Origin of the sequence: Nocardioides phosphati, from assembly GCF_014646375.1 — a bacterium.
Classification (GTDB): Bacteria; Actinomycetota; Actinomycetes; order Propionibacteriales; family Nocardioidaceae; genus Nocardioides; species Nocardioides phosphati.
This window is the reverse complement of the sequence record NZ_BMNI01000001.1, coordinates 601,922-615,551: the sequence shown is the minus strand read 5'-3', so window position 1 is coordinate 615,551 and position 13,630 is coordinate 601,922. Positions and strand designations below refer to the sequence as shown.

Genomic DNA, 13,630 nt, shown 5'->3' with positions numbered 1-13,630 from the left:
CGCAGTCAGGCTTCGAGGGGCAGCGGGGCGACCAGCTCCGGGCCGTTGTTGCGCACGTTGCCCACCGCCGTCGAGACCGGGTACGCCGTGAGCCGGCCCGGCGCGGCGGGCTCGAGCAGGTCGAGGAGGCCTGCCCCCTCGCGCGCCGGGTCGAGCCACTCGTCCCAGCGGTCCCGCTCGACCATCAGCGGCATCCGGTCGTGGATCATGCCGAGCTCGTCGGTCGCCTCGGTGGTGATCACGGTGCACGTCCACAGCCAGCGGTCGGGGGCGTCGTCGGCCTTCGCCGGATCGCGCCAGAGCTCATAGAGCCCCGCCATCGGCAGCACTCCCCCGTCGGTGGGCCGGATGAAGAAGGGCTGCTTCCTGGGCTTGCCCTTCGCGTCGAGCTGCTCCGTCGGGTACCACTCGTAGTAGCCGTCGGCCGGCACCAGGCAGCGGCGTACGGCGAGGGCCTTCCGGAAGGCCGGCTTCTCCGCGAGCGTCTCGAGCCGCGCGTTGATCATCCGCGTGCCGATCGAACGCTCCTTGGCCCACGACGGCACGAGGCCCCAGCGGACGACGCGGAGCTGGCGCTCCTCGTCCTTGGGGTGCTCCATGACGGCGTAGACCTCGTCGGTCGGCGCGACGTTCCAGCTGGCGGCGACCTCGTGGTCGAGGTGCGCCGTCGCGTCGAACTCGTCGATCAGCTCGTCGGGGCGCCGGGAGGAGGCGTAGCGGCCGCACATGGCACCGACGATACGGCCCCGGAGCTTGAGCCCTGAGGACGACTCGGGCTGGCCGCATCCCCCCGTCAGGCGCGGCCAGCCCGGATCGTCCCGAGAAGGTCTGGGTCTAGCGGGCGAGCTCGTCGAGCAGAAGCGCGGCGACCTCGTCGGAGCCGGGCAGGCCCTCGATCCACGCGCGCGTCGGGAAGTCCGCCGACGCGAGCAGGGTGCGGACCAGGGCGACACGGCGACCGAGGTTGGGGTCGCGCTCGACGACAGCCACGACGCGGCGGGCGCCGAGGCGGCCGATCGTGCCGGCACCGTTGAAGACCGTGCCGGCCGACTGGCCCACGCGGGCGAGCCGGAGCGTGCGAGAGAAGCCGGCGTCCGGGGCGGCGAGCGACTCGATCGTCTCCGGGATGTCGAAGACGACCAGCGCGTGCGACTGCGTCACGTCGGCGCCCGAGCGGGCAGCGGCGCGGTAGAGCTCGGCGATCCGGCTACGGACGTGCGCGAGGCTGGCGAGGCCCGTGAGCGGGTCCTCGCAGGAGAGCTGGTGGAGGTAGGCGAGCGTGCCCTCGCTCCAGGCGATGCTGATCGCCCGCACCGCGTCGTACGCCGGGTCGGCGGCGAGCACCGCCTGGGTGGTCTGGCGCAGCGCGTCGAGCACCTCGTCGAGGGAGGCGCCGTCCTCGGCGAGGCGGCGGCCGACGACGTCATAGACGTCGAGGGAGCGTGATCCCGAGGCGAGGGCCTCCCCGACAGCCTCGAACCGGCGCGGCAGAACGGCGCGCACCTGCTCGGACAGCTCCCGACCTGCCTCGGAACCGTCCGTGGCGCCACGGCGACGTGTCGTCAAAAGCCCCACGGTTGCTCCCCTCTGTGTCTTGCTCCACTGAAGTCCTTACGAGACCCGCCCCCGTCATGCGGGCCTCGTACGCCGATGGAACGGTGCGCGCGCGGGGTCATGACGCGGTTCTGCGAAGAAATTCCCGAGGAACCCGGGAAAAGGTCTCTGCTGCGTACGATTGGCGTCATACATCCGCGAATCGATCGTTGAGAAGACGTGACCGACACCCTGACGTTGCAGGAGACGGGCGACGCCGAGCTGATCTCGGCCGTCCGCGGTGGTGACGTCTCCGCATACGGTCCGCTCTTCGAGCGCCACGTCGAGGCGGCCCGCAGGCTCGCCCGCCAGCTGGTCGGCGCCGCCGACGCCGACGACCTCGTCTCCGACGCGTTCGCCAAGGTGCTCCGCGTGCTCCAGGGGGGCGGTGGCCCTGACGTCGCCTTCCGCGCCTACCTCCTGACCTCGATCCGCCGCCTCCACGTCGACAAGATCCGCGCCACGTCGCGGCTCCACTCGACCGACGACATGGAGGCGTTCGACCCCGGCGTGCCGTTCCGCGACACCGCGGTCGAGGGCTTCGAGAGCGCGGCGGCCGCCAAGGCCTTCGCGTCGCTGCCCGAGCGCTGGCAGGCCGTCCTGTGGCACACCGAGGTGGAGGGCCAGAAGCCCGCCGAGGTGGCCGCCCTGCTCGGCATGACCCCCAACTCCGTCTCCGCGCTCGCCTACCGCGCCCGCGAGGGCCTGCGGCAGGCGTTCCTCAACTCCCACGCGATGGACGTCGACGACGACGCCTGCGCCTGGACCCACCAGCACCTCGGTGGCTACATCCGCAACGGCATCAGCAAGCGTGACGCGGGCAAGGTCGAGAAGCACATCGACGAATGCCGCAAGTGCATGGCGATCTACCTCGAGCTGACCGAGGTCAACAACAACCTCGCCGCGATCCTGGCGCCGCTGCTCCTCGGCAGCGCGGGTCTCGGCTACCTCGCCAGCGCAGGTGTCGCCACGAAGGGCGGCCTGCTGCTGCTCGTCGACCGGATCAAGGACGGCATCGGCTCCAACGGGCCCGCCGCGGCGGCCACCGGCGTCGTCGCCGCCGGCGTGATCGCCGCCAGCGCCGTCTTCGCGCTGCAGGCCGGTGGCGACCACACCACTCCCCCTCGGGCTGACGGGCCGCCGCCCGCCACGGCCTCGGCCACGCCTCCCGCGACCAGCGACGCGCCGACGACCACCCCGACCAGTGCGCCGCCGACGTCGAGCCCGACGACCTCCGCCCCCACGTCGAGCGTGCCGACGGCGACCACCACCCCTACGGCGACCACCGCGCCCACGGCCACGCCGACCCCGACGAAGACGCCGACCCAGGCTCCGCCTCCGCCACCGACCTCCGACGTGACGATCACGGCCGGCGCCGTGACCGCTCCCGACGCGAGCGGCACCTCGACGGTCGACATCTCCGTCTCGGGCATCCCCGCCGGCCAGAGCGTCGCGGTCACCTGGAGCGAGCCGACGACGGCGAGTCCGCGGGTCGCCGCTCGTCGGTACCTCGCCGCGACCACCACGACCGCCACCCCGGGCCTCGAGGTCTCCTGCTCGGACGGCAACTGCACCCTCACCAAGGCGCGGCCGACCCTGACCCTGACGGCGACCGTGACCGACGACCGGCCCCACGACCTGACGATCAGCCTGGTCCCGTCCGCCGGTATCCACGACCCGGACCTGAGCGACAACTCCACGACGATCCACCTGGAGCCCGCGCCGAGCTTCGACGCCGCGATCACGCGTGGCGACGTGACGCCCGCCAACGACAACAACGGCCGCTTCGGCGACTACGACGTCGCCTTCCACATCACGGGTCTCAAGCCCCTCGGCAGCGCGACGATCTCTCTCGCCGCGCAGGACCTCGACGTCGTGTCGACGACGGGCAGCGAGGTGACCTGCACCGACACGACGTGCGCGGTGATCGACACGGGTGACGGCACGGCCGACCTCGTCGTCCGGGTCCGGGTCGACCGTCTCCTCGCCCTCGTACCGGGCCTCGACCTGACGCTCGGCGGGTTCGACTTCAACGAGGCCGGCGGCACCAACAACACCGCAGGCTGGCACCCGCTGCTCGAGGTCGGCGGCGGACTGATCCTCCTGTGAGCGGGCTCGATACCCTTCTCCCCGTGACGATCCTCGACCCCTGGCCTGCACCTCGCGTCCTCGCGCCCGTCGACGTGACGGTCTCCCTGCCGGGATCGAAGTCGCTCACCAACCGCGCGCTGCTCCTGGCCGCGATCGCCGACGGCCCCTCCGTCGTACGCCGTGCCCTGCGGTCGCGCGACACCCTGCTGATGGCGGGGGCACTGACCGCGATCGGCGCGACCGTCGACACCTCCGGTGACGACTGGACGGTGACGCCGGGTGCGTTCGACCGTGACGCTGCGGTCGACTGCGGGCTGGCCGGCACCGTCATGCGCTTCGTGCCGCCGGTCGCCGCCCTGTCGACGGGCGCGATCGCGTTCGACGGCGATGAGCACATGCGCAACCGCCCGGTCGGCGAGGTGCTGGCCGCGCTCCGCGCGCTCGGCATCGAGATCTCCGCGGGTGACCGCCTCCCCTTCACGGTCCATGGCACGGGCTCGGTGCCCGGCGGCGAGGTGACGGTCGACGCGTCGAAGTCGTCGCAGTTCATCAGCGCGCTCCTGCTGGCGGGCGCACGCTACGAGAAGGGCGTCGACGTGCGCCACGTCGGCGCGCCAGTGCCGTCGCTCCCCCACATCGAGATGACCGTCGAGATGCTCCGCGCGCAGGGCGTCGCGGTCGACACCTCGGAGGCCGACCGCTGGACCGTCGCCCCGGGCCGGGTGGCGCCCGTCGACCTGGCGATCGAGCCCGACCTCTCCAACGCGGCTCCGTTCCTCGCCCTGGCCGCCGTCTCCGGCGGGTCAGTGACGGTCCGCGACTGGCCGCGCCACACCACCCAGGCGGGCGACGCGCTCCGCCAGATCCTCGCCGACATGGGCTGCACGGTGTCACTGAGCCACGACGGCCTGACCGTCGAGGGCCCCGAGTCCCTCAACGGCGTCGAGCTCGACCTCCACGACGTCGGCGAGCTGGCACCGGCCATCGCCGCGCTCTGCGCGCTCGCGACCACGCCGTCGCGTCTGGTCGGCATCGAGCACATCCGTGGCCACGAGACCGACCGCCTCGCCGCCCTGGCGACCGAGCTCACCGCCCTCGGTGCCCAGGTCACCGAGCTGCAGGACGGCCTCGAGATCACCCCCGCTCCGCTGCACGGCGGGGTCTTCCACACCTACGCCGACCACCGCATGGCCCATGCCGGCGTCATCATCGGCGCTGCAGTCGACGGCATCCGGGTCGAGAACGTCGGCACCACGTCCAAGACGTTCCCCGACTTCGCCTCGTTCTGGTCCGGCCTCCTTCCGGGCGAGCTCTGAGGCGGGCATGAGCGGACGGCAGCGGTACTCCGAGCACGACCAGGAGCACTACGAGCGCCCCCGCCGGCGTACCCGCCCCCGCACGAAGGACCGCCCGACGTACGACGACGCGGTGGAGGCGCTGGTCGTCACCGTCGACCGCGGCCGCTTCACGCTCCTGCACGACGGCCGGCTGGTCTACGCGATGAAGGCCCGGCCACTCGGCCGCAAGGGCGTCGTCGTCGGTGACCGGGTCCGCGTCGTCGGAGATGTCTCCGGCGACGACGGCACCATGGCGCGCATCGTCGAGGTGCAGCCGCGCGAGACCACCCTGCGCCGCACCGCGGACGACGACGACCCCGTCGAGCGGATCATCGTGGCCAACGCGGACCAGCTCGTCGTCGTCACCGCCCTGGCCGACCCCGAGCCGCGCCCGCGCCTGATCGACCGCGCGCTCGTCGCCGCCTACGCGAGCGGCATGAAGCCGGTGCTCTGCCTGACCAAGGCGGACCTGCGCGACCCCGAGACCCTCCTGTCGACGTACCGCTCCCTCGGCGTGCCGTACGTCGTGACGCAGCGCGGCGGGGACCTCGCCGAGGTGCGCGAGGTGCTCGAGGGCCACACGAGCGTGCTCGTCGGCCACTCCGGCGTCGGCAAGTCGACGCTGGTCAACGCCCTGGTGCCGACGGCCGGCCGCGAGGTCGGGCACGTCAACGCGGTGACCGGCCGCGGGCGCCACACCTCGACGAGCGCCTACCTGCTCGAGCTGCCCGACGAGGCCGGCTGGATCATCGACACCCCCGGCATCCGGTCGTTCGGCCTCGCGCACGTCGAGCCGGAGATGCTGATCGAGGCGTTCCCGGACCTCGACGAGATGACCGAGGAGTGCCCGCGCGGCTGCACCCACGGCGCAGGCGAGCCGGAGTGCGGGCTCGACGACGCGATCGCCGCCGGCGAGGCCGACGTCGAGCGCGTCGAGTCGTTCCGGCGGCTGCTGGCCGCGCGCGAGTCGACGGACTACTAGCCGCCGACGCCCTTCCAGACCGCTTCGGCGCCCGAGTGCCCGGTCAGGACGACGAGCACGAGCACCGTGGCCGCAACGAGGGCCAGCACCACCCCGAGCACCGTGGCAACCGCCTGGCCGCCCTGGCCGCCACGCACCCCGCGGACCGGCAGCGCCCACCACGCGAGGAGCGCGACGCCGGCGAGGACCCAGGTCGCGGCCTGCAGCCGGCCGGCCCACGCCTCGTGGTCCTGGACGAGCGGGTTCGCCCCACCCAGCGTCGACGCGAGCGAGTCACCGGTCATGGCGGCGAGCTGCACGGACGCCGCTGCACCCACCGCGACGACAGCAGCAGCGTGCCGCAGCCAGGCGCGGCCGCGGGGCAGCACCGCGTACGCGATCGCGGCGAGGGCGGCGACCGGCGCGAGCACGACGGCGGCGTGCACGACGAGCGGGTGGAGGGGGATTCCGGAGATCGTCACGCATGCACCGTATCCACCGATTCCTGACGAAAGCCTGACTGGCGGGCACGCCTCGTCGCCCCGGAGAGGCGACCCCATAACCTGTCCCCATGGCTGCTGACTACACCGACGACCTGCGCCTCGCGCACGTGCTCGCCGATGACGCCGACTCGATCACGCAGGACCGCTTCAAGGCGCTCGACCTGCACGTGATGAGCAAGCCCGACCTGACCCCGGTCAGCGACGCCGACCAGGCGGTCGAGGAGTCGATCCGTCGCACCCTCGGCCGGGCGCGCAGCCGCGACGCCGTGCTCGGCGAGGAGAGCGGGTCGACCGGCCACAGCCAGCGCCGCTGGATCATCGACCCGATCGACGGCACCAAGAACTTCGTCCGCGGTGTCCCCGTCTGGGCGACCCTCATCGCGCTCGAGGTCGACGGCGAGGTCGTGCTCAGCGTCGTCTCCGCTCCCCTGCTCCAGCGTCGCTGGTGGGCGGCGAAGGGCCAGGGCGCCTACACCGGCCGCAACCTGATGAAGGCCACGCAGATCCACACCTCCGACGTACGCCGGCTCGAGGACGCGTCGTTCTCCTACAGCTCGCTCTCGGGCTGGGAGGAGCGCGGCCAGCTCGACGACTTCATGTCGCTCTCGCGCCGGGTCTGGCGCACGCGCGCCTACGGCGACTTCTGGAGCTACATGATGGTCGCGGAGGGTGCGGTCGACATCGCCGCCGAGCCCGAGCTCGAGCTCTACGACATGGCGGCGCTCGACGTGATCGTGCGCGAGGCCGGCGGCCGCTTCACGTCCCTCGACGGCCAGGACGGTCCGTGGGGTGGCAACGCGGTCGCGACCAACGGCCACCTGCACGACGCTGCGCTCGCGTTCCTCGGCTCGGTCGACGACGACACCGATCCCGACGGGGAGCGCAGCCCCGGCAGCGTGGCCCTGTTCAGCCGCCGCCCGCAGGGCTAACTTGAGATCCGGGGACCATCTCAGCGAGGAGCCACCGGATGCAGATCAGCGACGTTCTCCGCAGCAAGGCCGACCAGGCGGTGGTCACCATCGCCCCCGACGCCGGGGTGCGTGACCTGCTCGCGCTGCTCGCCGGCCACAACATCGGCGCTGTGGTGGTGAGCTCCGACGGCTCCGCGATCGCGGGCATCGTGTCCGAGCGCGACGTCGTCCGCCGGCTCCACAAGGACGGCACCGTCATCAACAACGTCGTCTCCGCGATCATGACCAGCACGGTCCGCACCTGCTCCCCCGACGACGACCTCGACGCGATCCTCGGCATCATGACCGAGGGCCGCTTCCGCCACATCCCCGTCTGCGACGGGCCGGCCTGCGTCGGCATCGTCAGCATCGGCGACCTGGTCAAGCACAAGATCGACCAGCTGCAGTTCGAGCGCGACCAGCTCGACCACTACGTGCACCAGACCTGAGCGCGGGTCTTCACAACTCCTCCACGAGTCGTCCGCACCTCCTGACCCCGCGCGCTCCTACGCTCGGGACATGAAGCGAAGCGTGCTGGTCGTCGAGGACGAGCCGGTCATCAACCAGGCCGTCGCGGACCGCCTCGTCGCCGAGGGCTACACGGTCGTTCGGGCGTACGACGGCCCCGGTGCCGTCGCCGCCTTCGAGGAGCACGCCCCCGACCTCGTCGTCCTCGACGTGATGCTCCCGGGCTTCGACGGCCACGAGGTCTGCCGCCGGATCCAGGCGCAGCGCCCCGTGCCGGTGCTCATGCTCACCGCCCGCGACGCCGAGGAGGACGTGCTCGTCGGCCTCGGGGTGGGCGCGGACGACTACCTGACCAAGCCGTTCCGGATGCGCGAGCTCGTCGCGCGCATCGGCGTACTGCTGCGACGGGTGGAGCGGGCCGAGGCGCTCGCCAGCACCCCCGCGGCCACCACGGAGGTCGGCGACCTGCGGATCGACGGCGCGGCCCGGCGGGTCTGGGCCGGCGGCGAGGAGCAGCACCTGACGCCGACCGAGTTCGACCTGCTCGCCTGCCTCGCCGCGGCCCCCGGAGCCGTCCTCACCCAGGAGCGCCTGTACGCCGAGGTGTGGGGCTGGCCCGGCGCGTCCGGCACGCGCACGGTCGACAGCCACGTGAAGGCGCTGCGCGCGAAGATCGGCGCCGATCGGGTGCGGACGGTGCACGGCGTGGGCTACGCCCTCGAGGCGGTCTCCTCGTGAGCAGCGGTCCCCGCCTGCTCGACCCGGTCCGCTCGGTCAAGGTCAAGCTGGGCCTGCTCATCCTGGCCAGCGTCCTGGTCGCGATCCTCGTCGGCTCGCTGGGCCGTGACGCCGGCGTCGCGCCCTGGATCTCGGTGCCGGTGACGCTCGCGCTGGCGCTCGGCATCACCCAGCTCCTGGCCGTCGGCATGACGTCGCCGCTGCGCGAGATGACCGAGGCCGCGCGACGGATGGCGACCGGTGACTACTCGACCCGGGTCACCGCGACCTCGAGCGACGAGGTCGGCCAGCTGGCCCGGGCCTTCAACCTGATGGCGGCCGACCTGGCCGCGGTCGACCGCCAGCGCCGCGACCTCGTCGCCAACGTCAGCCACGAGCTGCGCACACCGCTGACCGCGCTCACGGCGCTGTTGGAGAACCTCGCCGACGGCGTCTCGCCCGCCTCCCCGGCGACGCTCGAGGGCGCGCTCGCCCAGGCGGAGCGTCTCTCCGCCCTCGTCGGAGACCTGCTCGACCTGGCCCGTGTCGACGCCGGCAAGGCGCCGCTGGCCCTGGCGTCGGTCGACGTGGCCGACCTGCTGGCCCAGGCAGCTGCGGAGGCGACCGGCGATGCCGAGCAGACCGGCCGCCGGGTCTCCGTGGACGTGTCCGCGCCGGAGGAGCTTGCCGTCGACGCCGATGCGGCGCGGCTGCGCCAGCTCGTCGCCAACCTGCTCGACAACGCGACCCACCACAGCCCCGCAGGCGCTGTGGTGCACCTGCGCGCCGCGCCGGCCCCCGGCGGTTGGCGCCTCGAGGTGCAGGACGCCGGCCCCGGCATCTCCCCCGCCGACCGCGAGCGCGTCTTCGAGCGGTTCGGCACGCTCGGCGACCCCGCTGCCACGGGAGGTGGCGGCACTGGCCTCGGCCTCGCGATCGCCCGCTGGGTCACCGACCTGCACGGCGGCTCGATCGCCTTCGTCGACCCTCCTGACGGCAGCACCGGCGCACTCGTGCGCGTCGACCTGCCGGTCACCCCCGCCCGTCCCCCCGTTGCCCCTCATCCGGAGGTCACCGTGACCGAAGCTCCCGCACCCGCCGAGGTGCCGACAGCAGCCCCCACCCCGCCCGGCATCGACGACCTCTTCGGCTCCTTCTGGCCCGAGCGCACCCTCGGCCCCCAGCTGAAGGCCCTCGCTGCCGCGCTCGCGGTCGGCGTCCTCGCCGCGCTCGTGATCCCCGACAACGACCTCGGGCTCGGCACGACGCTGCTCCTGCTCGCCGCGGGCGGCTCCGTGCTCGCCTTCGCCCGCCACCGGCGTACGCCGTTCACGCGGGGCTGCGCGGCGCTCTGCGTGGCCCTCGCACTGGTGCCGACCGTCCGCGACGCCGACTGGATCGTCGTGCCGTGCCTGCTCGCGGGCGGTGCCGTGTGCGTCGCCGGACTGACCCACGGCCGCACGCTGCCGGCGTTCGTGCTGGCGGGGATCGCCTGGCCACTCGCGGGCCTCCGCGGGCTGCCTCTGCTCGGCCGCACGCTCGCGGCGCTGGGAAGCTTCGGCAACGGGGCCGCGATCGTGCGCACCGTGCTGTGGTCGCTGCTCGGGCTCGGCGTCTTCGGGCTGCTCTTCGCGAGCGCCGATGCGGTCTTCGCCGAGTGGACCGATGCCCTCGTACCCGACCTCGGGCTCGACACGGTGATCCCGCGGATCTTCGTGGCGTTCTTCGTCGGCGGCGTGGTCCTTGCCGCGACGTACCTCGGCCTCAACCCGCCCCGCGTCGACGCCGCGACCACGGCGACCCGCCCGGTCGCGCACCGCTTCGAGTGGCTCGCGCCGGTGCTCCTGGTCGACGCTGTCTTCGTCGCCTTCCTCGCAGCGCAGGCAACCGTCGTCTTCGGTGGCCATGACTACCTCCAGCGGACCACCGGCCTGACCTACGCCGAGTACGTCCACCAGGGCTTCGGCCAGCTCACCGTCGCGACGGTGCTGACCCTCCTCGTCGTCTGGGCAGCGGCCCGCAAGGCCCCGCGCGTCACCCCCAGCGACCGGGCCTGGGTGCGGGCGTCGCTCGGCCTGCTCTGCGTGGCCACGCTCGTCGTCGTCGCCTCGGCGCTCTACCGGATGCACCTCTACCAGGAGGCCTACGGCTTCACCCGGCTACGGCTCCTCGTCGACGTGTTCGAGGGCTGGCTCGGCTTCCTCGTGCTGGCCGTGCTCGCTGCGGGCGTGAGCCTCAAGGCCGCGTGGCTTCCCCGTACGGCGCTGCTCACCGGCGCCGGCGTCGTCCTCGCGCTCGCGCTGCTCAACCCGGACGCGTGGATCGCGCGGCACAACCTCGACCGCTACGAGACGACCGGCAAGGTCGACTGGACCTACCTGCAGGGCCTGTCGGCCGACGCCGTGCCGGTGCTCGTCGGGAGGTCCCCCGACGGCTCCGAGCCGGTCATCGGCCGCGACAGCTGGATCGCGTGGAACTGGGGCCGGGTGCACGCACGCTCAGCCCTCCAGCACGCGGGGTGACCCCCTGACAACGCAGAGCGCCCGCCCCGGATCACCGGGGCGGGCGCTCTGTGCGTCGGGTCAGCTCACTTCACGTCGAGCAGGTCGACCACGAAGATCAGGGTCTCGTTGGGCTTGATGACGCCCAGGTCGCGGTTGCCGTAGCCGAGGTGCGGCGGGATGACGAGCTGGCGGCGGCCGCCGACCTTCATGCCCTGCACACCCTGGTCCCAGCCGGCGATGACGCGGCCGCCACCGAGCGGGAACTGGAACGCCGCACCGCGGTTGTACGACGCGTCGAACTCCTCGCCGGTCGACAGCGCGACACCGACGTAGTGGACCGCGACGTTCTTGCCGGCGACGGCCTCGGCGCCGTCACCCTCGACGAGGTCGGTGATGACGAGATCGGTGTAGGTCTGCGTGGGGTCGACGAACTCGACTTCAGGCTTCTGGCTCATGCGTCGAAGTCTGTCACGACCGCCGAGGGCGCGTCGTCACCAGGGCAGGTCGTCGGGCACGTCGTCGGAGACGCCGGTGCGCACCCGGGCCGCCTGGCCGCGCAGCTCCACGACGTCGCCGTCGACGAGCTGGCGCCCGCGCCGGGTGTCAACCTCACCGTTGACCGTGACCAGACCCGCGGGGCAGACCTCCTTGGCCTCGGCGCCGGTGTCGATCAGGTTCGCCAGCTTGAGGAACTGGCCGAGCCGGATCACCTCCTCGCGCACGGGCACGTCGGTGATCGCCGGCCCCTCGGAGGCCCCGTCGCCGCCCTTGCCAGCCCGTCGCAGCCCGAACCTCATCGCAGGACCCAGAACCCGCCGGCGACGGCCGGCACGAGGCCGAGGAGCAGCCACGGCGACAGCCAGCCCTTGAGGTGGATCACCCGCGCACCCACCAGGCCCGCGACGCCGAACGCCGCCGAGTTGGCGAGCAGCACCCACTTGCCGGGGGTCTTGTGGACCATCGTGCCGGCGATCGCCACCCATCCCACGGCCAGCAGCATGGCCACGACGACGACGAGCGCGGACATCACCCAGCGCTGCACACGGCGCACCGACGCGTCGTCGTACGTCGCGGGGCGCTGGGGCAGGGCGTTGGGGTCCATCAGGTGCCGGGCGCGGCGCGGCTGTGCCGACCCAGACGGAGGGCGCTCGGGGAGGTTGCTGCTCATGGCGGCCATTCTCCCCCAGCCGGAGGGTCCTCAGTGCAGGACGACGGTGAGTGCGTGGATGATCACGCCGACGAGGCCACCGACGATGGTGCCGTTGATCCGGATGAACTGCAGGTCGCGGCCGACGTGGAGCTCGATCCGGTCGGAGGCCTCCTTGCCGTCCCACCGCTCAATGGTGTGGGTGATGACGGCGGTGAGCTCGGAGCCGTAGCGCGTGACGACGAAGACGGCTGCGTCGGCGGCCATGCCGTCGAGGCGCGTCCGCAGCTCCGGCTCCGCGAGGAGTCGCCGGGCGAAGGAGACGACCTCCTCCTCGAGCCGCTGCGCCAGCGGGCCGTCGGGGTCCTGGAGCGCGCCGGCGAGCGCGTTCTTCAGTGCCGTCCACAGCGAGATCGCGGTGGTGGTGAACTGCGGGTGGTCGAGCATGCGGAGCTTGAAGCTCTCGGCGCGCTCCTGGGTCGCGGCATTCGTCAGCAGGTCGTCGCCGAGCCGGGCCAGCATCGAGTCGAGCGCCTTGCGCGCCCGGTGGCGCGGATCCTGGCGGATGTCGCCGAGCCAGCGGATCGCCTCGACGTGGAGCCGCTCGGTGACCATCTCGTTGAGCCGCTCCGGCGCCCACCACGGAGCGCGCTCCAGGAGCACGTCGGCGAAGGTCTCCGGGTTGTTGACCAGCCAGCCGTGGAGCTCCTCGAGCGCGAGGTCGACGAGGCCGTGGTGCAGGTCGTCGCGGACCGCCTCGGTGACGAACGTGCCGAGGATCGGGGCGATCGGCTCCTCACGGAACCGCGGCACGAGCGCCATCTCGACGAGGTCGGTGATGTGCTCGTCCTTCACCTTCGCCAGCGCGATCGACGCGACCTCCATGCCCTCCGCGACCACCTTGCGCGCGTTGGCGCGGTCGACCGCCCACGAGCCGATCCGGCGGCTCAGCTCGGCCGCGGTGACCCGGTCGCGGATGATCGCCTCCTGGAGGAAGTTCTCCCCCACGAACTCCTCGAGGCCCCGGCCCAGCTCGTCCTTGCGCTTCGGGATCAGCGCCGTGTGCGGGATCGGCAGGCCGAGCGGGTGCCGGAAGAGCGCCGTCACCGCGAACCAGTCGGCCATCGCGCCCACCATGCTCGCCTCGGCACCGGCGTTGACGAAGCCGAGGAAGCCCTCGCGGCCCAGCGTCGCGGCGTACACGACGGCGGCGAAGACGAGCAGGCCGAGGGCGACCGCCCGCATCCGCCGCAGCGCCGTACGCCGGGCGGCGTCGGCCACGGAGTCGGACGGCGGCAGGGTCGACGGGGCGGTCGACGGGGCCGGGGGCTGCGTCAGCGTGTCCACGCCGGCGATTGT

At 72.8% G+C, this 13,630-nt stretch carries 14 protein-coding genes; 7 read left to right on the top strand and 7 right to left on the bottom strand.

Annotation, left to right across the window (positions count from 1 at the left end):
* Nucleotides 1-5: 5 nt before the first annotated feature.
* Nucleotides 6-728 carry an SOS response-associated peptidase gene (locus IEX47_RS03100; protein WP_188782497.1) on the bottom strand — a complete coding sequence of 241 codons (723 nt, stop codon included), beginning with the start codon at nt 726-728 and terminating at the stop codon, nt 6-8.
* Nucleotides 729-834: 106 nt separating this feature from the next.
* On the bottom strand, nt 835-1,566 hold the full coding sequence (locus IEX47_RS03095; RefSeq protein ID WP_188782496.1) for a hypothetical protein: 732 nt from the start codon (nt 1,564-1,566) through the stop codon (nt 835-837).
* Between the two features lie 207 nt (nt 1,567-1,773).
* Between IEX47_RS03095 and IEX47_RS03090 the strand changes: the two genes are divergently transcribed.
* The 3 genes from IEX47_RS03090 to rsgA are packed head-to-tail and all read left to right on the top strand — an operon-like array spanning nt 1,774 to nt 6,003.
* Entirely contained in the window at nt 1,774-3,702 is a 1,929-nt protein-coding gene (locus IEX47_RS03090; RefSeq protein ID WP_188782495.1) for a sigma-70 family RNA polymerase sigma factor, read from the top strand.
* 23 nt (nt 3,703-3,725) lie between these two features.
* Nucleotides 3,726-5,000, top strand: coding sequence for a 3-phosphoshikimate 1-carboxyvinyltransferase (aroA, locus tag IEX47_RS03085; RefSeq protein ID WP_229662571.1), 1,275 nt, complete (start codon nt 3,726-3,728; stop codon nt 4,998-5,000).
* A gap of 7 nt (nt 5,001-5,007) precedes the next feature.
* Nucleotides 5,008-6,003 (top strand): ribosome small subunit-dependent GTPase A, encoded by a 996-nt coding sequence (rsgA, locus tag IEX47_RS03080; RefSeq protein WP_188782494.1) that lies wholly within the window; start codon nt 5,008-5,010, stop codon nt 6,001-6,003.
* On the opposite strand, the gene IEX47_RS03075 is transcribed toward rsgA, so the two are convergent.
* Nucleotides 6,000-6,464 carry a DUF2231 domain-containing protein gene (locus IEX47_RS03075; protein WP_188782493.1) on the bottom strand — a complete coding sequence of 155 codons (465 nt, stop codon included), beginning with the start codon at nt 6,462-6,464 and terminating at the stop codon, nt 6,000-6,002. The genes rsgA and IEX47_RS03075 overlap by 4 nt on opposite strands.
* An 89-nt stretch (nt 6,465-6,553) precedes the next feature.
* On the opposite strand from IEX47_RS03075, the gene hisN reads away from it, so the two are divergent.
* The 4 genes from hisN to IEX47_RS03055 all read left to right on the top strand — a co-directional run bounded on the left by hisN (nt 6,554) and on the right by IEX47_RS03055 (nt 11,142).
* Nucleotides 6,554-7,414 carry a histidinol-phosphatase gene (gene hisN, locus IEX47_RS03070; RefSeq protein WP_188782492.1) on the top strand — a complete coding sequence of 287 codons (861 nt, stop codon included), beginning with the start codon at nt 6,554-6,556 and terminating at the stop codon, nt 7,412-7,414.
* 38 nt (nt 7,415-7,452) lie between these two features.
* A complete protein-coding gene (locus IEX47_RS03065) occupies nt 7,453-7,884 on the top strand; it encodes a CBS domain-containing protein (RefSeq protein ID WP_188782491.1) in 432 nt (143 codons plus the stop codon).
* A 70-nt stretch (nt 7,885-7,954) separates the two neighbouring features.
* Nucleotides 7,955-8,641 carry a response regulator transcription factor gene (locus IEX47_RS03060; RefSeq protein WP_188782490.1) on the top strand — a complete coding sequence of 229 codons (687 nt, stop codon included), beginning with the start codon at nt 7,955-7,957 and terminating at the stop codon, nt 8,639-8,641.
* The gene (locus tag IEX47_RS03055; RefSeq protein ID WP_188782489.1) at nt 8,638-11,142 is read left to right on the top strand and encodes a DUF4153 domain-containing protein; all 2,505 of its coding nucleotides are present in this window, start codon (nt 8,638-8,640) and stop codon (nt 11,140-11,142) included. The genes IEX47_RS03060 and IEX47_RS03055 overlap by 4 nt, the downstream gene beginning before the upstream one ends.
* A 65-nt stretch (nt 11,143-11,207) precedes the next feature.
* Here the strand turns inward: IEX47_RS03055 and IEX47_RS03050 are convergent, their stop codons facing one another.
* The 4 genes from IEX47_RS03050 to IEX47_RS03035 are packed head-to-tail and all read right to left on the bottom strand — an operon-like array spanning nt 11,208 to nt 13,618.
* Nucleotides 11,208-11,579, bottom strand: coding sequence for an FKBP-type peptidyl-prolyl cis-trans isomerase (locus tag IEX47_RS03050; protein ID WP_188782488.1), 372 nt, complete (start codon nt 11,577-11,579; stop codon nt 11,208-11,210).
* A gap of 36 nt (nt 11,580-11,615) precedes the next feature.
* Entirely contained in the window at nt 11,616-11,921 is a 306-nt protein-coding gene (locus IEX47_RS03045) for an RNA-binding S4 domain-containing protein (protein ID WP_188782487.1), read from the bottom strand.
* On the bottom strand, nt 11,918-12,292 hold the full coding sequence (locus IEX47_RS03040; protein WP_188782486.1) for a hypothetical protein: 375 nt from the start codon (nt 12,290-12,292) through the stop codon (nt 11,918-11,920). The genes IEX47_RS03045 and IEX47_RS03040 overlap by 4 nt, the downstream gene beginning before the upstream one ends.
* A 30-nt stretch (nt 12,293-12,322) precedes the next feature.
* Complete coding sequence (locus IEX47_RS03035; protein WP_229662570.1) at nt 12,323-13,618, bottom strand: DUF445 domain-containing protein; 1,296 nt, start codon at nt 13,616-13,618, stop codon at nt 12,323-12,325.
* Nucleotides 13,619-13,630 lie beyond the last annotated feature (12 nt).

Excerpts from the sequence above, each read along its gene's own strand:
- IEX47_RS03100 (WP_188782497.1), bottom strand. The coding sequence starts at position 728 with ATGTGCGGCCGCTACGCCTCCTCCCGGCGCCCCGACGAGCTGATCGAC.
- rsgA (WP_188782494.1), top strand. The coding sequence starts at position 5,008 with ATGAGCGGACGGCAGCGGTACTCCGAGCACGACCAGGAGCACTACGAG.
- hisN (WP_188782492.1), top strand. The coding sequence starts at position 6,554 with ATGGCTGCTGACTACACCGACGACCTGCGCCTCGCGCACGTGCTCGCC.
- IEX47_RS03065 (WP_188782491.1), top strand. The coding sequence starts at position 7,453 with ATGCAGATCAGCGACGTTCTCCGCAGCAAGGCCGACCAGGCGGTGGTC.
- IEX47_RS03060 (WP_188782490.1), top strand. The coding sequence starts at position 7,955 with ATGAAGCGAAGCGTGCTGGTCGTCGAGGACGAGCCGGTCATCAACCAG.
- IEX47_RS03050 (WP_188782488.1), bottom strand. The coding sequence starts at position 11,579 with ATGAGCCAGAAGCCTGAAGTCGAGTTCGTCGACCCCACGCAGACCTAC.
- IEX47_RS03045 (WP_188782487.1), bottom strand. The coding sequence starts at position 11,921 with ATGAGGTTCGGGCTGCGACGGGCTGGCAAGGGCGGCGACGGGGCCTCC.
- IEX47_RS03040 (WP_188782486.1), bottom strand. The coding sequence starts at position 12,292 with ATGAGCAGCAACCTCCCCGAGCGCCCTCCGTCTGGGTCGGCACAGCCG.